A 19,560-nucleotide genomic window follows, 5' to 3' on the forward strand; every position below is an offset into this window, starting at 1 on the left:
CAATGGGCTTAACTTATCAAATGAAAATGAAAATTCCTTTTGATATGGCGGACATGAACGGTCATATCAAACTTCCAGATGTAATTTTGCTGTCCCTGCAAGTGTCAGGTATGCAGTCGATTGAACTGGGAGTTAGCGATAAGGATGTGTTAGAACGTTACAATCTGGTCTGGATTATTACAGACTATGCGATTGACGTGGTTCGCTTGCCTCGCTTTGCTGAAGAGATTACGATTGAAACAGAAGCATTGACTTACAATCGTCTCTTTTGCTACCGCCGTTTCACTATCTATGATGAAGCAGGTCAAGAAATCATTCGCATGGTAGCAACCTTTGTTCTCATGGACCGCGATAGTCGAAAAGTTCATGGAGTCGAGCCTGAGATTGTCGCGCCTTACCAGTCTGAGTTTGATAAAAAACTGATCCGAGGGCCAAAGTATGCAAATCTAGAAGATCCAATCAGTAAAGACTACCATGTTCGTTTTTACGATTTGGATATGAATGGTCATGTCAATAATAGCAAATACCTGGATTGGATTTTTGAGGTCATGGGAGCCGATTTTCTAACCAACTATATTCCAAAGAAAATCAATCTCAAGTATGTCAAAGAAGTGCGACCAGGTGGCATGATTGCTTCAGCTTATGAACTCAAGGGACTAGAAAGCAAGCATCAGATTATCAGTGATGGCGAGATCAATGCCCAAGCTATGATTACGTGGCAAGAAATTGAAGGCAATTAGAAAGGGCGATATGGCTTATAAAGGTTATTTAATTGATTTAGACGGAACCATTTACAAGGGGAAAGACCGGATTCCGGCGGGTGAGGCTTTTGTCCATGAGTTACAAAAAAGAGAAATTCCCTACCTCTTTGTGACCAATAATACAACTCGTACTCCTGAGAGTGTACAAGAGATGTTGGCTCAGAATTTTAATATCGACACACCTCTATCAACTGTCTACACGGCAACTCTGGCAACCATCGACTATATGAATGACTTGGGATTGGAAAAGACAGTCTATGTCATCGGAGAAGCAGGACTCAAGGATGCCATTCAGGCGGCTGGTTATGTCGAAGACAAGGAAAATCCTGCCTATGTGGTAGTTGGACTGGACTGGCAAGTTGACTATGAAAAATTTGCCACAGCAACTCTAGCCATTCAAAAGGGGGCTCACTTTATCGGAACCAACCCTGACCTCAATATCCCGACGGAACGTGGTCTCTTGCCTGGTGCTGGTTCACTAATTACACTTCTTGAAGTAGCAACACGGGTCAAACCAGTTTATATCGGAAAACCAAATGCTATCATTATGGATAAGGCAGTTGAGCACTTGGATTTGAAAAGAGAAGAGTTGCTCATGGTTGGGGACAATTACCTGACGGATATCCGAGCAGGGATTGACAATGGCATTCCAACGCTCTTGGTGACGACAGGTTTTACCAAAGCAGAAGAAGTGGCGGACTTGCCAATCGCACCAACTCATGTAGTTTCTAGCCTTGCGGAGTGGAATTTCGATGAAAACTAAACTGACCTTTTGGGGAAGTATGCTCTTTTTCCTCTCCCTTTCTATCCTACTGACCATTTATCTGGCATGGATTTTCTATCCTTTGGAAATTGAGTGGCTGAACTTAGCGAATCGAGTCTATCTAAAGCCCGAAACCATTCAGTACAATTTTCATATCTTAATGAATTACCTGACCAATCCCTTTAGTCAGGTCTTGGAGATGCCAGATTTTCGTTCATCAGCTGCAGGTTTACACCATTTTGCGGTGGTGAAAAATCTCTTCCACTTGGTTCAGCTAGTCACTTTGGTGACACTTCCAAGTTTCTATTTCTTTGTTAGAAAGATTGTGAAAAAAGGATTTCTACCTCTATATCGTAAAAGTATTCTGACTTTAGTGCTATTGCCTCTAGTCATTGGCCTTGTAGGAGTGTTGATTGGTTTTGAGCAATTCTTTACTCTTTTCCATCAGATTCTCTTTGTGGGAGACGATACCTGGCTTTTTGATCCAGCAAAGGATCCCGTTATTTGGATTTTGCCAGAGACTTTCTTTCTCCATGCCTTTTTACTTTTCTTTGCTTTGTATGAAGGAATGTTTGGTTTCCTTTTTGTTAAAGCTTCAAGGAAATAGTGGAAAAAGTTCTGTATTTTTAATAAAAAACGAGAGAAGTTGCTCTACTCCCTATTTATTGTTAGGTTATCCTAAAGATAAACTTGCAAAGCAGGAGATTTTTGCAGAAAACAGTCTATTTTCTATGAAAAAATAGGCTTTTTTTCTAAAAATACCTAGTCAAGCGCTTTATTTTTTTGTATAATAGAAATAGCAAGTATAGATAAAAGAAGAGAAAAGCATGATTACACTATTTTTATCACCGAGCTGTACATCATGTCGTAAGGCAAAGGCCTGGTTAGAGACGCATAAGGTGCCCTTTCAAGAGCATAATATTATGACCAGTCCTTTAACAAGAAAAGAGTTGCAACATATTCTTTCCTTGACCGAAAATGGTACTGATGACATCATTTCAACTCGTTCAAAAATTTTCCAAAAATTGGATATTGATGTAGAGAGTATTTCGGTATCGGAGTTGCTTCAGTTGATTGAGCAATATCCTAGTCTTTTGCGTCGCCCAATTATTATAGATACCAAACGCATGCAGATCGGTTTTAATGAAGATGAAATTCGTGCTTTTCTCCCTCGTAGTTACCGTAAACAAGAACTAAAAGAAGCAACATTGAGAGCTGGTATAGGATAGATGAACAAACAGTATAGTTACCCACTAGATTTGTCGTGGAGCACTGAAGAACTTGCTTCAGTGCTTTCTTTTTTTAATGATGTTGAAGCTGCTTATGAAGATAAGGTAGAAGCAAAAAAACTGCTATATTCCTATAAGGAATTTAAGTCTGTCGTCCCGAGCAAAAGTGAAGAAAAGCGTCTAGGTCGTGAATTTGAGACGGCTAGCGGTTATTCCTGCTATCATGCGGTTCAATTAGCAAAAGAAAAAAGAGAAGGGAAGATTTCTCTTGGAAACTAAATTTGAATTTGCCAAACAGATTGTGCAGGAAGCTGCTGACTATATTTTGGCTCACATGAAAGAAGATTTGCAGGTTGAGCGCAAGTCTTCGCCTACAGACTTGGTGACGCGTTTGGACAAGGAGGTCCAGGAACTCTTGGTTGAACGAATCAAGTCCACCTATCCTGAGGATTTGATTTGCGCGGAAGAGGGTTGTTTACGTGCTGCAGTCGGTCAAGGTTCCGTTTGGGTGATTGATCCCATTGACGGTACCAATAACTTTGTCGCCCAGCAGGAAGATTTTGCCGTGATGTTAGCTTATTTTGAAAATGGGGTTGGCAAATTTGGCATCATCTATGATGTCATGAAAGGTGATTGTTACCATGGTGGTGGTGCCTTTCCTCCTTGCCGCAATAATGAGCCCTTACCGCCTTTTAAAAAGAAACCTCTTCAAGAATTTTTAGTTGCCGGCAACTCAGGTATGTTTGAAAGCAATGAGTGGGGATTGGGTGATTTGGGTCGAGCAGCGTTGGGTGTCCGTGTCTACGGCAGTGCGGCTATTAGTTTTGCCAAGGTTTTATGTGGTCGTCTTCTGACTTATATTACCTACCTGCAACCATGGGATTACGCTGCGGCCAGTATCTTAGGGGAAAGTCTGGGTTATCGTCTTCTTACGGTATCAGGTGAGCCCGCTGATTTTAAAACGCGTCAGCCTGTCATGATGGTGCCAATCGAGATGCAAGAAGAGATTCAGTCTTATATCTACGAAAGGAAAGAAAACTAAATGCAATTTCCAGAAGGATTTGTTGAAAAATATGAAGCGATACTAGAAGATGAGGCAAGAGACTTTCTTGCCTCTTTTAAACAAGAAGCGGTTTCGGCTTTTCGGGTCAATCCCTTAAAAGAAAGTCAGTTATCGTTTGCTGATGCTATTCCCAATACACCTTGGGGGTATTATGGTAAGGTTTCTGGAAAGTCACCAGAGCACGTGACAGGTCTTGTTTATTCGCAAGAGCCTGCAGCCCAAATGGTGGCCCAGGTAGCTCAACCAAGACCTGGCATGAAAGTCTTGGACTTGGCGGCAGCACCAGGTGGAAAATCCACTCAACTAGCAGCTTATCTGGCTAATCAAGGAGTCCTTGTCTCCAACGAAATTTCAAGTAAGCGTGCTAAGATTTTAGTGGAAAATATGGAGCGATTTGGAGCGACAAACGTTGTCGTGACCAATGAGTCTGCTGATCGCTTGGCCAAGATTTTTAAAGGTTACTTTGATGTGATTGTCCTTGATGCACCTTGCTCGGGTGAAGGAATGTTTCGTAAGCAGCCAGATGCCGTGGATTATTGGAGTACCGATTATCCTAGCCAATGTGCCAGTCTCCAAAGAGAAATTTTAGAAGATGCAGTGACCATGCTTGCAGAAGGTGGCCGTTTAGTCTATTCGACCTGTACTTGGGCACCTGAGGAAAATGAAGAAATCGTCCACTGGTTGCTGGATACTTATGAATTTGAATTGCTTCCAGTTGAGCATGTGAACGGTATGGTAGCAGGAATTGATCTTCCTGAAACGTCTCGAATGTACCCTCATCATTTCAAGGGAGAAGGCCAGTTTGTTGCCCACCTGCAGTTTAAGGGACAAAATCCAGCACCTAAATTCAAAGCTAGCAAGAGCAATCTCAGTCGTGAACAACTGGCCTTGTGGCATGATTTTGCCCAAAAACACTTGCAGATCAATCTAACTGGTATCTTGCAGACTTTTGGAGATCAGCTCTATCTCTTGCCAGAGATGCTACCGGATCTAGGCAAACTCAAAATTGCCCGAAATGGACTTCATCTGGGGACTTTTAAAAAGAAACGCTTTGAACCAAGCTTTGCTCTGGGATTAGCCTTGAAACCAAGCCAAGTACTTCAAAGTGTCGAAATCAATGATGAGGACTTTGTAAAATATGTAGCTGGCGAGACTGTTCAATTGTCTGAAGCTCGACCAAATGGATGGTACCAAGTTGTGGTTCAAGGAAACGGATTAGGCTTTGCCAAGGTAACGGGAAATGTTTTGAAAAATTATTATCCAAAAGGACTCAGATTCAGGTGAAAAAGCTAGTCAAAGAGCCTATTCTATGTTATAGTGGAAGTATGAGTTTTTTCTGATAGTCTTTCATTATTACTTATATTATACGATGGAATTGTCCGCTCCTAAGAATGACTAGATAAAATAAAGCGGGACAATCATTGATGATAATTGGATGATCAGGACAAACGGAAGAAATCAGAACATTTATCATTATGTTCAAGGAGAATAACAGTGAAAAAAAGAAAAAAGCTCGTCATGTCTCTTGCAGCTCTTTTGATGGCAGGTTCTCTAGCAGGATGTGCTAGCTGGATTGATCGTGGAGAATCCATGACAGCCGTTGGTTCAACTGCTCTTCAGCCTCTTGTCGAAGCGGCAGCAGATGAATTCGGTTCTAGAAACATCGGAAAAACAGTTAATGTTCAAGGTGGAGGATCGGGTACAGGACTTTCCCAAGTCCAGTCTGGAGCAGTTGACATCGGGAACTCTGACGTCTTTGCAGAGGAAAAAGAAGGAATCGATGCTTCAGCCCTAGTAGACCACAAGGTTGCAGTGGCTGGTCTTGCAGTGATTGTAAACAAAGAAGTGGATGTAGAAAATCTCACAACCGAGCAACTTCGCAAAATCTTTACAGGTGAAGTGACCAACTGGAAAGAAGTTGGGGGCAAAGACCTGGCCATTTCAATCATCAACCGAGCAGCAAGTTCTGGTTCAAGAGCGACGTTTGATACGGTCGTTATGAATGGCCAAGCGGCAATGCAGAGCCAAGAACAGGATTCTAACGGGATGGTCAAGTCCATTGTATCCCAAACGCCTGGAGCCATTTCTTACCTGGCTTTTGCCTATGTAGATGACTCCGTGAAAAGCATGAAACTGAATGGGTATGAACCTACGTCTGAAAATGTAACGACCAACAACTGGCCTTTGTGGTCTTATGAACATATGTACACACTTGGTCAACCAAATGACTTAGCTGCTGAATTCCTGAACTTCGTCCTCTCAGATGAAGCCCAAAATGGAATTGTTAAGGGCATGGGCTATATCTCTATCAATGAAATGAAAGTCCAAAAGGATGCTTCAGGTACCGTTACAGCAGTAGAAGGAGGTCAATAATGAATCAAGAAGAATTATCTAAAAAATTACTCTCTCCTTCAAAGAACTCTCGCCTTGAGAAGTTTGGTAAAGGTTTGACCTTCACTTGCCTTTCTTTGATTGTCATCATTGTGGCCATGATTTTGATTTTTGTAGCCCAAAAAGGCTTATCGACCTTCTTTGTCAATGGGGTCAACATCTTTGATTTCCTTTTTGGACAAACTTGGAATCCTTCAGGGAAACAATTTGGTGCCCTTCCGATGATTTTGGGTTCCTTTATTGTGACGATTTTATCAGCCCTCATCGCAACACCCTTTGCTATTGGTGCTGCAGTCTTTATGACAGAAGTATCACCAAAGGGTGCAAAGATTTTGCAACCGGCCATTGAACTCCTCGTCGGTATTCCTTCAGTCGTCTATGGATTTATCGGTTTGCAAGTTGTGGTGCCTTTTGTCCGTAGCGTCTTTGGTGGAACTGGTTTTGGGATCTTGTCAGGGATTTTCGTTCTCTTTGTCATGATCCTACCAACTGTAACCTTTATGACAACAGACAGCTTGCGTGCTGTTCCTCGTCATTACCGTGAAGCCAGTTTAGCTATGGGAGCCACTCGTTGGCAAACCATCTGGCGTGTGACCTTGAAAGCAGCACGTTCAGGTATTTTCACTGCAGTGGTCTTTGGGATGGCGCGTGCCTTCGGTGAAGCCCTTGCTATTCAGATGGTGGTCGGAAACTCAGCAGTTATCCCAACCTCGCTAACAACACCAGCTGCGACCTTGACATCTGTATTGACTATGGGTATCGGAAATACCGTCATGGGAACGGTTGATAATAACGTTCTCTGGTCATTGGCCTTAGTATTGCTCTTGATGAGTTTGGCCTTTAACAGTGTGATTAAATTGATTACGAAAGAAAGAGGAAAGAAAAACTATGCACGCTAAGAAATTAGATAAACTTGCAACAGCTGTCCTCTACACCATCGCGGGTATCATCGTGGCCATCTTGGCATCCTTGATTCTCTATATCTTGGTGAGAGGGTTACCGCATATCTCTTGGTCTTTCTTGACTGGGAAATCCTCCTCTTATCAAGCAGGTGGGGGTATCGGGATTCAGCTCTACAATTCCTTCTTCCTTTTGGTCATTACCTTGATCATTTCTGTTCCCCTGTCTATGGGAGCTGGTGTTTTCCTTGCTGAGTATGCTAAAAAAGGACCTGTGACTAATTTTATTCGTACCTGTATTGAGATTTTGTCTTCTCTACCATCAGTCGTTGTGGGTCTCTTTGGTTACTTGATTTTTGTAGTCCAGTTTGAGTATGGATTTTCAATCATTTCAGGTGCCTTGGCCTTGACGGTCTTTAACCTCCCTCAGATGACTCGAAATGTTGAGGACAGTTTAAAACACGTTCACCATACGCAACGTGAAGCTGGTCTGGCCCTTGGAATTTCTCGTTGGGAGACTGTGGTCCATGTTGTCATTCCAGAGGCACTTCCAGGTATCGTAACGGGTGTTGTCTTGGCATCTGGCCGTATCTTTGGTGAGGCCGCCGCTCTTATCTATACGGCAGGACAATCCGCTCCAGCCCTTGACTGGTCTAATTGGAATATCCTTAGTGTTACCAGTCCTATCTCAATCTTCCGTCAAGCAGAAACCTTGGCTGTCCACATTTGGAAGGTCAACAGTGAAGGAACCATTCCTGATGCTACCATTGTATCTGCTGGTTCTGCTGCCGTGCTCCTCATCTTTATCTTGATTTTTAACTTTGGAGCACGCAAACTCGGAAGCTATTTACACAAGAAATTAACCGCTGCCTAAAGGAGAAGCCATGTCAAAATATAACTGGGATGAAAAACATATCATCACTTTCCCTGAAGAAAAAGTGGCCCTCTCTACTAAGGATTTACATGTTTACTATGGTAAAAATGAATCCATCAAGGGCATCGATATGCAATTTGAAAAAAATAAAATCACGGCCTTGATTGGTCCTTCTGGATCAGGAAAATCTACCTATCTTCGCAGTCTCAATCGGATGAATGATACTATTGATATTGCCAAGGTCACAGGGCAAATCCTCTACCGAGGGATTGACGTCAACCGTCCAGAAATCAATGTCTATGAGATGCGCAAGCATATCGGAATGGTCTTCCAACGTCCAAATCCATTTGCTAAGTCTATTTACCGCAACATCACTTTTGCTCATGAACGTGCAGGTGTTAAGGACAAGAAAGTACTTGATGAAATTGTAGAAACCTCTCTAAGACAGGCTGCCCTTTGGGATCAGGTCAAAGACGACCTCCACAAATCAGCCTTGATGCTTTCTGGAGGTCAGCAACAACGTCTTTGTATCGCTCGCGCCATCTCTGTTAAGCCAGATATCCTCTTGATGGATGAACCGGCGTCAGCCTTGGATCCGATTGCGACAGCCCAACTGGAAGAAACCATGTTGGAATTAAAGAAGGACTTTACCATCATCATCGTTACCCACAGTATGCAACAGGCTGCGCGTGCAAGTGACTACACAGGATTTTTCTACCTGGGTGATTTGATTGAGTACGATAAGACATCCAATATTTTCCAAAATGCTAAGTTACAGTCAACCAATGACTATGTAACGGGACACTTTGGTTAGAAAGGAAACGGTATGTCAGAAGCGATTTTACAGGTCTCAGACCTGTCCGTTTATTACAATAAAAAGAAGGCCTTGAATAGTGTTTCCCTTTCTTTCCAACCTAAGGAAATAACAGCCTTGATTGGTCCTTCTGGATCAGGAAAGTCTACCCTACTCAAAGCCATCAACCGCATGGGCGATCTAAATCCTGAGGTGACAACAACTGGATCAGTGGTCTATAATGGTCACAATATCTACAGTCCCCGTACTGATACAGTTGAATTGCGTAAGGAAATCGGTATGGTCTTTCAACAGCCCAATCCCTTCCCTATGTCTATCTACGAAAATGTTGTCTATGGGCTACGTATCAATGGTGTTAAGGACAAGCAAGTTCTTGATGAAGCAGTAGAAAAGGCCTTGCAACGTGCTTCTATCTGGGATGAAGTAAAGGATCGTTTGCATGATTCGGCCATTGGTCTCTCAGGTGGACAACAACAACGTGTTTGTGTTGCTCGTGTCTTAGCAACCAGTCCGAAAATCATCCTCTTAGATGAACCAACATCAGCTTTGGATCCTATTTCTGCAGGTAAGATTGAGGAAATCTTGTATGGTCTGAAAGATAAATACACCATGCTCTTGGTAACGCGTTCGATGCAACAAGCCTCTCGTATCTCTGATAAAACAGGATTTTTCCTAGATGGGGATTTGATCGAGTTTAACGATACGAAGAAGATGTTCCTAGACCCACAAAACAAGGAAACAGAAGATTATATTACAGGAAAATTTGGATAAGGAGTTGAATGATGTTACGATCTCAATTTGAAGAAGATTTGGAGAAATTGCACAACCAGTTCTATGCTATGGGACAAGAAGTGCTCTCGCAGATCAATCGTACAGTGCGTGCCTTTGTTACGCATGACCGTGATTTGGCAAAAGAAGTCATCGAAGACGATGCAGAAGTTAATGAATATGAAGTGAAGTTGGAAAAGAAATCATTTGAAATGATTGCTCTCCAACAACCTGTTTCGCAAGACCTTCGTACCGTCTTGACTGTTCTAAAGGCAGTTTCAGACGTGGAACGCATGGGAGATCATGCAGTGTCTATCGCTGAGGCGACCATTCGTATGAAGGGGGAGCAACGTATCCCTTCTGTTGAAGAAGAAATCAAAAAGATGGGACGCGACGTGAAAAACTTCGTTGAAGCGGCTCTAGATCTCTATCTCAACGGTTCTGTGGATCAAGCCTACGAAGTAGCGGCTATGGATGAAAAAATCAACCATTACTTTGATAGCATCCGAGATTTGGCAACAGAAGAAATTAGGAAAAATCCTGAAGCTATCGTTACAGGCCGTGATTACTTCCAAGTCATTTCTTTCTTGGAACGTATCGGAGACTACGCAAAAAATATCTGTGAATGGGTTGTTTACTTTGAAACGGGTAAGATTGTCGAACTATAAGAAACGGTTTAAATATACAGAAGAAAAGGCTGATTAAAATAAATCAGTCTTCTTTTTTATGAAAAGAATTGTTTTACAATCAAAATCTCTAAAAGGGTTGACAACTATTTTTAAAAGAGTTATAATTATTCAGAATTAACAGAAAGGTCGTTTATTTATGAAATTTAAGAAATGGATATTAGTTGTGTGTAGCATGCTTGCCAGTGTGGTTCTAGTAGCTTGCCAGTCAGGTACGGATAGTTCCCAGTCTGCTGTGGACGCTATCAAACAAAAAGGAAAGCTAGTCGTTGCGACCAGCCCAGACTATGCGCCGTTTGAATTCCAAGCCTTGGTAGATGGTAAAAACCAAGTGGTTGGTGCAGATATTGATATGGCTCAAGCAATTGCAGACGAGCTTGGGGTTAAACTTGAAATCTCTAGCATGAGTTTTGACAATGTCTTGACCAGTCTTCAAACTGGAAAGGCTGACTTGGCCATTGCAGGAATTAGTGCTACAGATGAGAGAAAGGAAGTCTTTGACTTTTCAATCCCTTACTATGAAAATAAGATGAGTTTCTTGGTTAGAAAAGCCGATTTAGACAAGTACAAGGATCTTTCAAGCCTCGCAAGTGCCAATATCGCAGCTCAAAAGGGAACTGTGCCAGAAACCATGGTCAAGGAACAATTGCCAAATGCCCAGTTGACATCCTTGACCAATATGGGGGAAGCAGTCAATGAATTGCAGGCTGGAAAAGTGGATGCTGTTCATATGGATGAACCAGTTGCTCTTAGCTACGCAGGTAAAAACTCAGATCTCGTTGTTGCATCTGTTAACTTGACGATGAAAGATGGCGAAGCCAATGCTGTTGCTATCAAGAAGGATCAATCAGACTTGAAAGCAGTAGTCGATAAGGTTATCCAAAAACTGAAAGATGACGGAACCTATCAAAACTATCTTGAAAAAGCAGCGAAACTAACAGAAGTTGAACAATAAGAAAAAGCAGAGTTGGAGTTTAATCCAATTCTGCTTTTATGTATTCTAATAGCTCTTCTAGATTTTCAAGAGTGACTTTGGCAAACTGATAAGGGCAGATGTCCAAATAAGCCTTCTCAAAAAAGTCTAGTTTGAGTGAGCTGTGTTTCAGACTGGCAATCTTAGGATAGTTTCTCAAATCAAGCAAAAGACCATCGTGTAGAGGGTAGTGGGGCAAGGGGCAGGTGTTTTCTTCAAGCACTTTCTTTATCTGAGCCTGATAGTTCTCTTGAAGGCTAAGGCGGGCCAGTCGATTTTTTTCAAATAACTGGCTATCAATGTAAAGAGAAAGAGCCTTTTGCATGATGAGATTGCTGTCATAGTCCAGGATATTTTTGTAGGAAACAAAGGCCTCTTTTAGGGCATTTGGGAGAATGAGAGCGGTAATACGAAGGGCTGGAAAGAGACTGGTTGAGAAGGACTTGATATAAATGACCCGATCCTCAGTATCCAGATAGTGGAAGGTTTGTCCCTTTTTAGAGTCTAAGTCACCTAGATAATCATCCTCGACGATATATACACCATACTGGTTTGCTAGATCCAGAATAGCCCTTTTTTCCTGATCAGAATAGGAATGACCAAGAGGATAGTGGAAACGAGGAATGGTATAGAAAAACTTGATTTTCCCAGATTTAAACTGTTCTTCCAGTTCTTCAAGGTTGATGCCATCAATTCGGCGTTCAATGGTCTGGCAGGCCAATCCCTGAGCGACCAAGAGACGATTCATCCGGTGGTAGGTCGGCTGTTCAACTAGAATCTCCGCTCCCTCGCTCGGAAAGTTAATCTGAGAAAGGATAAAGAGAGCTTGCTGGGTACCAGATGTTAGAACCAGTTGGTCGGGTTTGCAGTAGAGAGCCTGGTCAAAGAAGAGTTGATGGACAGATTGTCTGAGTTCCTCAAGGCCTTCTTGGTTATCATAGTAGTTGAAGAGATAGTTTTCTCGACCTATCAGGGTTTCATTGACACAGAGCCGAAAGTCGTCATAGGCACTGGCATGTTCGTCAGTGACTTCGATTTCCAAGTCCTGATGCCGCCCCTGTTCTAGAACATAATAGCCACTTTGGGGCTTGGCATAGAGATATTGTTCATGGCGTAATTCCAGCAGGGCTCGCTGGATAGTGTCCTTGCTACAGTGGAAGTCTTGGCTCAATTGACGGATGGAGGGAAGCCGGCTACCTGTTGGAAATTTTCCTGATTCGATACCCTTTTTTAGAAAGGAAACGACTGCTTGGTATTTACTTTCTTTCTTCATTCCAGACCTCCGTTGATTTTGTTACATTGTACCTTTTTTTTGCCTCCTTTGCAATGGGAAAAGCATTCCCCCTTTCACAACTAGGAGCAAATGTGGTATACTTAGAAAGTATGATGATTCATTGAACAGAAGATAAGAAAGAGAATGGATAGAAAAGTGCAGGAACCGGTAAAATTATTTCAATACAATACTCTAGGTGCCCTAATGGCAGGTCTCTATGGTGGAACCATGACAGTAGGAGAATTGCTGGAACATGGTGACCTTGGTTTGGGGACTTTGGATTCGATTGACGGGGAATTGATCGTCCTTGATGGCAAGGCTTATCAAGCCAAGGGGTCTGGTCAAACGCCTGAAATCGTTGAAGTGGCAGCGGATGCCCTTATTCCCTATGCAGCAGTGGTTCCTCATCAGGCAGAAGTGATTTTCCGTCAGCGCTTTGAGATGACTGATAAGGAATTAGAAAAGCGGATTGAGTCCTACTATGATGGGGAAAATCTTTTTCGTTCCATCAAGATTCATGGCGAATTTTCACAAATGCACGTACGTATGATTCCTAAATCCACACCTGATACCAAGTTTGCTGATGTAGCGACTCACCAACCTGAATATAGCCGGGAAAATGTATCGGGAACCATTGTTGGATTTTGGACACCGGAGATTTTCCATGGAGTGAGTGTTGCAGGCTACCATTTGCATTTTATCTCAGATGATTTGACCTTTGGTGGGCATGTGATGGACTTTGTTATCAAAGAAGGAATGATCGAGGTTGGGGCAGTCGACCAGTTGGACCAACGTTTTCCAGTCCAAGATCGCCAGTATTTATTTGCCAAATTTAACGTTGACGAGATGAAGAAAGATATTGATAAGTCAGAATAGGAGAAAAAGATGACAGTACATATTATCCTTACCATGATCGCTTTGGTTCTCATTCTAGTAAGTGGAACTTGGTATGCCAAAAAACGGTTTAAAATCTCTCTTGCAGTGATGGGCTTGGGGGCAATCGCATTTTTTGTTTCTTCTCAAGTGTTAGAGAAGATGGTTCACCTTCTGATACTCCATCCGCAAAAAGATGGAACCATTCCGCTTATGCAGGAGCAGCCTTTCTTATATGTCCTTTATGGAATCGCCATGGCGGCCCTCTTTGAGGAAACAGCTCGTCTTGTCTTTTTTAAATGGTTGGAGAAAAAGAGAAAGCTAGAAGATCGAGATGCTTTGGCTTATGGTTTGGGACATGGGGGTTTGGAGATGCTCTATCTCGGAATGGGAAGCTTGATCAGTCTTTTGATTCTCTTTTCACTCATCCAGTCTTCAAATACTGATGTAGCTAATCTCCTTCCAAAGTCAACACTCGAAACGGTTCAGTCTCTTTCTGTATGGCAGGTTTATTTACTAGGAGTTGAGCGTGTACTTGCCTTGGTTCTACAAATTGGTCTTTCTATCTGGGTCTATCAAAGTGTTCGTCAAAAGAAATGGATCTACCTCCTTGCTGCCTATGGATTACATGCCTTGTTTGACTTAGCTCCAGCTCTATCTCAAGTGGGCTGGATTGCAAATCCGCTTCTAGTTGAGTTCATTCTTCTCGCAGAACTTTTAGTCTTTATCTGGCTAACCAAATCTACATTTTGGAAAAAATCATAAAAAGAGGGGTGACCTCTTTTTTTATGTAAAGATAAAACAAGCTCTTTTTTTGGTCGTCAAATGTCTCTAAAAATGGTATAATGGAATGAATTTTGAAAAAGGAAGAGTGACATGTCAGTAAAAGAAAAAATGCTTGAAATCCTAGAAGGAATCGATATTCGTTTTAAGGAACCTTTGAAGACCTATACCTATACAAAGGTAGGAGGTCGAGCGGATTATCTAGTTTTGCCACGCAATCGCTATGAGATGGCCCGTGTCGTCCAATTTGCCAATCAAGAGAATATTCCCTGGATGGTGCTAGGAAATGCCAGCAATATCATTGTTCGTGAAGGTGGAATCCGTGGTTTTGTCATCTTGTGTGATAAGCTTAATAACGTTTCGGTTGATGGCTATACCATCGAAGCAGAAGCTGGAGCTAACTTGATTGAAACGACACGTATTGCCCTCCGTCATAGTTTGACTGGTTTTGAGTTTGCTTGTGGGATTCCAGGGAGCGTCGGTGGAGCTGTCTTTATGAATGCGGGTGCCTACGGAGGAGAGATTGCTCATATCTTGCAGTCTTGTCAAGTTTTGACCAAGGAAGGGGAAATTGAGACCTTGTCAGTCAAGGACTTGACTTTTGGTTACCGTCATTCAGCTATTCAGGATTCTGGGGCCATTGTCTTGTCAGCTAAATTTGCCCTAGCTCCAGGGAATCATCAGGTTATCAAGCAGGAAATGGATCGCTTGACGCACCTCCGTGAACTTAAACAGCCTTTAGAGTACCCATCTTGTGGTTCAGTCTTTAAGCGTCCAGTGGGGCATTTTGCTGGTCAGTTGATTTCAGAGGCTGGTTTGAAGGGCTATCGTATCGGTGGTGTTGAAGTATCTGAAAAGCACGCTGGTTTCATGATCAATGTTGCTGACGGAACGGCCAAAGACTATGAAGACTTGATCCAATCTGTTATCGAAAAAGTCAAGGAACACTCAGGTGTCACTCTTGAAAGAGAAGTCCGAATCTTGGGTGAGAAGGAATAAGGTTGGGGTAGAAAAGCTGCTACTATAACCATTGTAAAGGGGGTGAAAGCCTATCGTTAGTGAAGATGTATGTAGGCAGTTCAATCTCCTACACGAGGTAGTAGCGGCCTGACAGAGCCCGGATCTGTTAATTTATGAAAAAGAAGGAATTTATGACAATTGAAAAAACCAATTATTGAATTCAAAAACGTCTCTAAAGTTTTTGAAGACAGCAACACCAAGGTTCTCAAAGACATTAACTTTGAGTTGGAAGAAGGGAAATTTTACACTCTTTTGGGCGCATCTGGTTCAGGAAAATCAACCATCCTGAACATCATTGCAGGTTTACTGGATGCGACGACAGGGGATATTTTACTGGATGGGGTGCGGATCAACGATATCCCAACTAATAAACGAGATGTCCATACGGTCTTCCAATCCTATGCCTTGTTTCCACATATGAATGTGTTTGAAAATGTTGCCTTTCCACTCCGCTTGCGTAAAGTCGACAAGAAAGAAATCGAGCAGCGTGTAGCGGAAGTTCTCAAGATGGTTCAGTTGGAAGGTTATGAAAAACGTTCCATCCGTAAACTCTCTGGAGGACAACGTCAGCGTGTAGCCATTGCCCGTGCCATTATCAACCAGCCCCGTGTGGTCTTGTTGGATGAGCCTTTGTCAGCGCTGGACTTGAAATTGCGAACAGACATGCAGTACGAACTGCGTGAATTGCAACAACGATTGGGGATTACCTTTGTCTTTGTCACTCACGATCAGGAGGAAGCTCTTGCTATGAGTGACTGGATTTTCGTTATGAACGATGGCGAGATTGTTCAGTCTGGAACGCCGGTGGACATCTATGATGAGCCAATCAACCACTTTGTTGCCACTTTTATCGGTGAGTCAAATATCTTGTCAGGAACCATGATTGAGGACTACTTGGTCGAGTTCAATGGCAAACGCTTTGAAGCGGTCGACGGGGGGATGAAGCCAAATGAGCCTGTCGAGATTGTCATTCGTCCAGAGGACTTGCGCATTACCCTTCCTGAAGAAGGCAAGCTCCAAGTCAAGGTGGATACCCAACTCTTCCGTGGGGTGCACTACGAGATTATCGCCTATGACGAACTCGGAAATGAATGGATGATCCACTCGACTCGTAAGGCCATCGTTGGCGAGGAAATCGGTCTGGACTTTGAACCAGAAGATATCCACATCATGCGTCTTAACGAAACCGAAGAAGAATTCGATGCTCGTATCGAGTAGTACGTAGAAATCGAAGAGCAAGAAGCAGGTCTGATTAACGCGATCGAGGAGGAAAGAGATGAAGAAAACAACCTCTAAACTCTTTGTAGTGCCCTACATGCTTTGGATTGCCCTCTTTGTCCTCGCACCCTTGGTCTTAATTTTTGGTCAATCCTTTTTCAACATTGAAGGCCAGTTTAGTTTAGAAAACTATAAATCCTACTTTGCATCACAAAACTTGACCTATCTTAAAATGAGTTTTAACTCAGTACTCTATGCAGGGATTGTGACCATAGTAACGCTTTTCATCAGCTATCCAACAGCCCTCTTTTTGACTCGTCTCAAGCACCGTCAACTCTGGCTCATGCTGATTATTTTGCCAACTTGGATCAATTTGCTCCTCAAGGCCTATGCCTTTATCGGGATTTTTGGTCAGAATGGCTCTATTAACCAATTTTTGGAATTTATCGGAATCGGTTCGCAGCAGTTGCTCTTTACCGATTTCTCCTTTATCTTTGTCGCAAGCTACATCGAGCTTCCCTTTATGATTTTGCCGATTTTCAATGTTTTGGACGATATGGACAACAATCTTATCAATGCCAGCTATGACCTCGGTGCGACCAAGTGGGAGACCTTCCGCCATGTTATCTTTCCTCTGTCTATGAACGGAGTAAGAAGTGGTGTCCAATCAGTCTTTATCCCTAGTTTGAGTCTCTTCATGCTGACACGTTTGATTGGTGGGAACCGCGTTATCACGCTGGGAACGGCTATTGAGCAGAACTTTCTAACCAATGACAACTACGGTATGGGTTCTACCATCGGTGTAATCCTCATCCTAACCATGTTCATCACCATGTGGGTGACCAAGGAAAGGAGAGAACGATGAAAAAATTTGCCAATCTCTACCTAGCCTTTGTCTTTATCATCCTTTATTTGCCAATTTTTTACTTGATCGGCTATGCATTTAATGCTGGCGATGATATGAACAGCTTTACAGGCTTTAGCTTGAGCCATTTTAAAACTATGTTTGGTGATGGCCGTCTCATGTTGATCCTCACCCAAACCTTTTTCTTGGCCTTTTTATCAGCCTTGATTGCGACCATTATCGGGACTTTTGGTGCTATCTATATCTACCAGTCTCGTAAGAAATACCAAGAAGCCTTTCTATCACTCAATAATATCCTCATGGTTGCGCCTGACGTTATGATTGGTGCCAGCTTCTTGATTCTCTTTACACAGCTTAAGTTTTCACTTGGATTTTTGACGGTTCTATCTAGTCACGTGGCCTTTTCCATCCCTATCGTGGTCTTGATGGTCTTGCCCCGTCTCAAGGAGATGAATGATGACATGATTCATGCGGCCTATGACTTGGGTGCCAGCCAGTTTCAGATGTTTAAGGAAATCATGCTTCCTTACCTGACACCGTCTATCATTGCAGGTTATTTCATGGCCTTTACTTACTCGCTGGATGACTTTGCCGTGACCTTCTTTGTAACGGGAAATGGCTTTTCAACCCTGTCAGTCGAGATCTACTCCCGTGCTCGGAAGGGGATTTCTCTAGAAATCAATGCCCTCTCTGCCCTTGTCTTTCTCTTTAGTATTATCCTGGTTGTAGGCTATTACTTTATCTCACGTGAGAAGGAGGAGCAAGCATGAAAAAACTCTATTCATTTTTAGCAGGAATTGTAGCCATTATCCTAGTTTTGTGGGGGATTGCGACTCATCTAGATAGTAAAATCAACAGTCGAGATAGTCAAAAACTGGTTATCTACAACTGGGGGGATTATATCGATCCAGAACTTTTGGAGAAATTCACAGAAGAAACAGGGATCCAAGTCCAGTACGAGACCTTTGACTCCAACGAAGCCATGTATACCAAGATCAAGCAGGGTGGAACAACCTATGATATTGCCATCCCAAGTGAATACATGATCAACAAGATGAAGGACGAAGACCTCTTACTCCCTCTGGATTATTCAAAAATTGAAGGAATCGAAAATATCGGACCAGAGTTTCTCAACCAGTCTTTTGACCCGGGCAATAAATTCTCCATCCCATACTTCTGGGGGACTTTGGGAATTGTCTACAATGAAACCATGGTAGATAAGGCACCTGAGCATTGGGATGACCTCTGGAAGCCAGAATACAAGGATTCCATCATGCTCTTTGATGGGGCGCGTGAGGTGCTGGGACTCGGGCTTAACTCACTTGGTTACAGCCTCAACTCCAAGGATCCTCAGCAGTTGGAAGAGACAGTGGATAAGCTCTATAAACTGACTCCAAATATCAAGGCCATTGTGGCGGACGAGATGAAGGGTTACATGATTCAGAACAATGCTGCTATCGGGGTGACCTTCTCAGGAGAAGCCAGCCAGATGTTGGAGAAAAATCCTAACCTCAAATATGTCGTTCCGACTGAGGCCAGCAACCTTTGGTTTGATAACATGGTCATTCCAAAAACCGTGAAAAACCAAGATGCAGCCTATGCCTTTATCAACTTTATGTTGAAACCTGAAAATGCTCTGAAAAATGCGGAGTATGTGGGCTACTCAACACCAAACCTACCAGCCAAGGAAATGCTCCCAGAGGAGACCAAGGAAGACAAATCCTTCTATCCAGACGCTGACACCATGAAACACTTGGAAGTTTATGAGAAATTTGACCATAAATGGACAGGAAAATATAGTGACCTCTTCCTACAGTTTAAAATGTACCGGAAGTAGGAGTAAGCAGTTATGAAACGAATCAGTTAAGCTGGTTCGTTTTTTTAATAGAAGTTAACTTTTACAGCCTTATCTTTTTCTATTCGAGTTGCTTATTTGCTTGCCTAGTAGTATACTAAGTTTATACGAATAGAAAGCGGTAACAAATCATGAAAATATCTACTTTTTTCAAAAAAAGTTACTGGCCAACCTTTTTAATTGTTAACGAAACAATTATACTAATCCATTTAAAGGATGGCTTGGATCGGCAATATCTAACAACGGATTCCATACATTTGGTGATAGGTTACTTTATATTTGCAAATGTTTTCATAGCTATCTTTAGCAATTCAAAAACTTGGAATAAAAGTTGGGATAAAAAGAAAAATGGCAGTAAGAAAAAATATATCCTCAAAAAGTAATCAGGGATGTAGGGAATTGGTCTGATTCAATGGAGATGATTTCCAGTTGACTCAAACTATAAAAAACGA

22 protein-coding genes and 1 pseudogene are annotated in these 19,560 nt (G+C 42.4%); 22 read left to right on the top strand and 1 reads right to left on the bottom strand.

Annotated elements, in window-relative coordinates:
• Window positions 1–2: 2 nt before the first annotated feature.
• The 14 genes from NYE79_RS03835 (at window position 3) to NYE79_RS03900 (ending at window position 11,203) form a co-directional block, all read left to right on the top strand.
• Window positions 3–740 carry an acyl-[acyl-carrier-protein] thioesterase gene (locus NYE79_RS03835; protein ID WP_339293802.1) on the top strand — a complete coding sequence of 246 codons (738 nt, stop codon included), beginning with the start codon at window positions 3–5 and terminating at the stop codon, window positions 738–740.
• Window positions 741–750: 10 nt separating this feature from the next.
• Window positions 751–1,524: a TIGR01457 family HAD-type hydrolase gene (locus NYE79_RS03840; RefSeq protein ID WP_061427690.1), complete on the top strand. Its 774-nt coding sequence runs from the start codon at window positions 751–753 to the stop codon at window positions 1,522–1,524.
• Window positions 1,514–2,131, top strand: coding sequence for a TIGR01906 family membrane protein (locus tag NYE79_RS03845; protein WP_216728279.1), 618 nt, complete (start codon window positions 1,514–1,516; stop codon window positions 2,129–2,131). Before NYE79_RS03840 ends, NYE79_RS03845 begins: the two co-directional genes overlap by 11 nt.
• Window positions 2,132–2,351: 220 nt before the next feature.
• The gene (locus NYE79_RS03850) at window positions 2,352–2,753 is read left to right on the top strand and encodes a Spx/MgsR family RNA polymerase-binding regulatory protein (protein ID WP_000631261.1); all 402 of its coding nucleotides are present in this window, start codon (window positions 2,352–2,354) and stop codon (window positions 2,751–2,753) included.
• On the top strand, window positions 2,754–3,032 hold the full coding sequence (locus tag NYE79_RS03855; RefSeq protein WP_125391200.1) for a UPF0223 family protein: 279 nt from the start codon (window positions 2,754–2,756) through the stop codon (window positions 3,030–3,032).
• The gene (locus tag NYE79_RS03860; protein ID WP_095725917.1) at window positions 3,022–3,795 is read left to right on the top strand and encodes an inositol monophosphatase family protein; all 774 of its coding nucleotides are present in this window, start codon (window positions 3,022–3,024) and stop codon (window positions 3,793–3,795) included. Before NYE79_RS03855 ends, NYE79_RS03860 begins: the two co-directional genes overlap by 11 nt.
• Window positions 3,796–5,100, top strand: coding sequence for an RsmF rRNA methyltransferase first C-terminal domain-containing protein (locus NYE79_RS03865; protein ID WP_216728280.1), 1,305 nt, complete (start codon window positions 3,796–3,798; stop codon window positions 5,098–5,100).
• A gap of 210 nt (window positions 5,101–5,310) precedes the next feature.
• The gene (locus NYE79_RS03870; protein WP_000746359.1) at window positions 5,311–6,189 is read left to right on the top strand and encodes a phosphate ABC transporter substrate-binding protein PstS; all 879 of its coding nucleotides are present in this window, start codon (window positions 5,311–5,313) and stop codon (window positions 6,187–6,189) included.
• Window positions 6,189–7,106 carry a phosphate ABC transporter permease subunit PstC gene (gene pstC, locus NYE79_RS03875; protein WP_001070951.1) on the top strand — a complete coding sequence of 306 codons (918 nt, stop codon included), beginning with the start codon at window positions 6,189–6,191 and terminating at the stop codon, window positions 7,104–7,106. The genes NYE79_RS03870 and pstC overlap by 1 nt, the downstream gene beginning before the upstream one ends.
• Window positions 7,096–7,980, top strand: coding sequence for a phosphate ABC transporter permease PstA (pstA, locus tag NYE79_RS03880; protein ID WP_000543050.1), 885 nt, complete (start codon window positions 7,096–7,098; stop codon window positions 7,978–7,980). The genes pstC and pstA overlap by 11 nt, the downstream gene beginning before the upstream one ends.
• A 10-nt stretch (window positions 7,981–7,990) precedes the next feature.
• Window positions 7,991–8,794 carry a phosphate ABC transporter ATP-binding protein PstB gene (gene pstB, locus NYE79_RS03885; protein ID WP_000049851.1) on the top strand — a complete coding sequence of 268 codons (804 nt, stop codon included), beginning with the start codon at window positions 7,991–7,993 and terminating at the stop codon, window positions 8,792–8,794.
• Window positions 8,795–8,806: 12 nt separating this feature from the next.
• Window positions 8,807–9,565, top strand: coding sequence for a phosphate ABC transporter ATP-binding protein PstB (gene pstB / locus NYE79_RS03890; protein ID WP_339293803.1), 759 nt, complete (start codon window positions 8,807–8,809; stop codon window positions 9,563–9,565).
• 11 nt (window positions 9,566–9,576) lie between these two features.
• Window positions 9,577–10,230, top strand: a complete 654-nt coding sequence (gene phoU / locus NYE79_RS03895; protein WP_000946469.1) for a phosphate signaling complex protein PhoU — start codon at window positions 9,577–9,579, stop codon at window positions 10,228–10,230.
• A 157-nt stretch (window positions 10,231–10,387) separates the two neighbouring features.
• On the top strand, window positions 10,388–11,203 hold the full coding sequence (locus NYE79_RS03900; protein WP_049479154.1) for an ABC transporter substrate-binding protein: 816 nt from the start codon (window positions 10,388–10,390) through the stop codon (window positions 11,201–11,203).
• Window positions 11,204–11,222: 19 nt separating this feature from the next.
• Here NYE79_RS03900 and NYE79_RS03905 read toward each other — a convergent pair whose 3' ends face one another.
• Window positions 11,223–12,494, bottom strand: a complete 1,272-nt coding sequence (locus tag NYE79_RS03905) for an aminotransferase class I/II-fold pyridoxal phosphate-dependent enzyme (protein WP_216728281.1) — start codon at window positions 12,492–12,494, stop codon at window positions 11,223–11,225.
• Between the two features lie 144 nt (window positions 12,495–12,638).
• On the opposite strand from NYE79_RS03905, the gene budA reads away from it, so the two are divergent.
• The 8 genes and pseudogenes from budA to NYE79_RS03945 all read left to right on the top strand — a co-directional run bounded on the left by budA (window position 12,639) and on the right by NYE79_RS03945 (window position 19,491).
• On the top strand, window positions 12,639–13,370 hold the full coding sequence (budA, locus tag NYE79_RS03910; RefSeq protein ID WP_000375405.1) for an acetolactate decarboxylase: 732 nt from the start codon (window positions 12,639–12,641) through the stop codon (window positions 13,368–13,370).
• Window positions 13,371–13,379: 9 nt separating this feature from the next.
• Entirely contained in the window at window positions 13,380–14,132 is a 753-nt protein-coding gene (locus NYE79_RS03915) for a YhfC family glutamic-type intramembrane protease (protein WP_084945123.1), read from the top strand.
• Between the two features lie 111 nt (window positions 14,133–14,243).
• On the top strand, window positions 14,244–15,149 hold the full coding sequence (gene murB / locus NYE79_RS03920; RefSeq protein ID WP_049490180.1) for a UDP-N-acetylmuramate dehydrogenase: 906 nt from the start codon (window positions 14,244–14,246) through the stop codon (window positions 15,147–15,149).
• 159 nt (window positions 15,150–15,308) lie between these two features.
• A pseudogene (locus NYE79_RS03925) lies at window positions 15,309–16,466 on the top strand (ABC transporter ATP-binding protein).
• Complete coding sequence (locus tag NYE79_RS03930; protein ID WP_169446275.1) at window positions 16,447–17,253, top strand: ABC transporter permease; 807 nt, start codon at window positions 16,447–16,449, stop codon at window positions 17,251–17,253. The pseudogene NYE79_RS03925 and the gene NYE79_RS03930 overlap by 20 nt, the downstream one beginning before the upstream one ends.
• A complete protein-coding gene (locus NYE79_RS03935; protein WP_000712716.1) occupies window positions 17,250–18,023 on the top strand; it encodes an ABC transporter permease in 774 nt (257 codons plus the stop codon). Before NYE79_RS03930 ends, NYE79_RS03935 begins: the two co-directional genes overlap by 4 nt.
• On the top strand, window positions 18,020–19,090 hold the full coding sequence (locus tag NYE79_RS03940; protein WP_216728284.1) for an extracellular solute-binding protein: 1,071 nt from the start codon (window positions 18,020–18,022) through the stop codon (window positions 19,088–19,090). Before NYE79_RS03935 ends, NYE79_RS03940 begins: the two co-directional genes overlap by 4 nt.
• 149 nt (window positions 19,091–19,239) lie before the next feature.
• A complete protein-coding gene (locus tag NYE79_RS03945; protein ID WP_216728285.1) occupies window positions 19,240–19,491 on the top strand; it encodes a hypothetical protein in 252 nt (83 codons plus the stop codon).
• Window positions 19,492–19,560 lie beyond the last annotated feature (69 nt).

The sequence above is a fragment of the Streptococcus sp. FSL W8-0197 genome (assembly GCF_037963785.1).
Lineage (GTDB): Bacteria > Bacillota > Bacilli > Lactobacillales > Streptococcaceae > Streptococcus > Streptococcus oralis_CQ.

What these genes read in the sequence shown, in the direction of transcription:
- NYE79_RS03835 (WP_339293802.1), top strand. Translation starts at nt 3, where the DNA reads ATGGGCTTAACTTATCAAATGAAAATGAAAATTCCTTTTGATATGGCG.
- NYE79_RS03840 (WP_061427690.1), top strand. Translation starts at nt 751, where the DNA reads ATGGCTTATAAAGGTTATTTAATTGATTTAGACGGAACCATTTACAAG.
- NYE79_RS03845 (WP_216728279.1), top strand. Translation starts at nt 1,514, where the DNA reads ATGAAAACTAAACTGACCTTTTGGGGAAGTATGCTCTTTTTCCTCTCC.
- NYE79_RS03850 (WP_000631261.1), top strand. Translation starts at nt 2,352, where the DNA reads ATGATTACACTATTTTTATCACCGAGCTGTACATCATGTCGTAAGGCA.
- NYE79_RS03855 (WP_125391200.1), top strand. Translation starts at nt 2,754, where the DNA reads ATGAACAAACAGTATAGTTACCCACTAGATTTGTCGTGGAGCACTGAA.
- NYE79_RS03865 (WP_216728280.1), top strand. Translation starts at nt 3,796, where the DNA reads ATGCAATTTCCAGAAGGATTTGTTGAAAAATATGAAGCGATACTAGAA.
- pstC (WP_001070951.1), top strand. Translation starts at nt 6,189, where the DNA reads ATGAATCAAGAAGAATTATCTAAAAAATTACTCTCTCCTTCAAAGAAC.
- pstA (WP_000543050.1), top strand. Translation starts at nt 7,096, where the DNA reads ATGCACGCTAAGAAATTAGATAAACTTGCAACAGCTGTCCTCTACACC.
- pstB (WP_000049851.1), top strand. Translation starts at nt 7,991, where the DNA reads ATGTCAAAATATAACTGGGATGAAAAACATATCATCACTTTCCCTGAA.
- pstB (WP_339293803.1), top strand. Translation starts at nt 8,807, where the DNA reads ATGTCAGAAGCGATTTTACAGGTCTCAGACCTGTCCGTTTATTACAAT.
- phoU (WP_000946469.1), top strand. Translation starts at nt 9,577, where the DNA reads ATGTTACGATCTCAATTTGAAGAAGATTTGGAGAAATTGCACAACCAG.
- NYE79_RS03900 (WP_049479154.1), top strand. Translation starts at nt 10,388, where the DNA reads ATGAAATTTAAGAAATGGATATTAGTTGTGTGTAGCATGCTTGCCAGT.
- NYE79_RS03905 (WP_216728281.1), bottom strand. Translation starts at nt 12,494, where the DNA reads ATGAAGAAAGAAAGTAAATACCAAGCAGTCGTTTCCTTTCTAAAAAAG.
- budA (WP_000375405.1), top strand. Translation starts at nt 12,639, where the DNA reads ATGGATAGAAAAGTGCAGGAACCGGTAAAATTATTTCAATACAATACT.
- NYE79_RS03915 (WP_084945123.1), top strand. Translation starts at nt 13,380, where the DNA reads ATGACAGTACATATTATCCTTACCATGATCGCTTTGGTTCTCATTCTA.
- murB (WP_049490180.1), top strand. Translation starts at nt 14,244, where the DNA reads ATGTCAGTAAAAGAAAAAATGCTTGAAATCCTAGAAGGAATCGATATT.
- NYE79_RS03930 (WP_169446275.1), top strand. Translation starts at nt 16,447, where the DNA reads ATGAAGAAAACAACCTCTAAACTCTTTGTAGTGCCCTACATGCTTTGG.
- NYE79_RS03935 (WP_000712716.1), top strand. Translation starts at nt 17,250, where the DNA reads ATGAAAAAATTTGCCAATCTCTACCTAGCCTTTGTCTTTATCATCCTT.
- NYE79_RS03940 (WP_216728284.1), top strand. Translation starts at nt 18,020, where the DNA reads ATGAAAAAACTCTATTCATTTTTAGCAGGAATTGTAGCCATTATCCTA.
- NYE79_RS03945 (WP_216728285.1), top strand. Translation starts at nt 19,240, where the DNA reads ATGAAAATATCTACTTTTTTCAAAAAAAGTTACTGGCCAACCTTTTTA.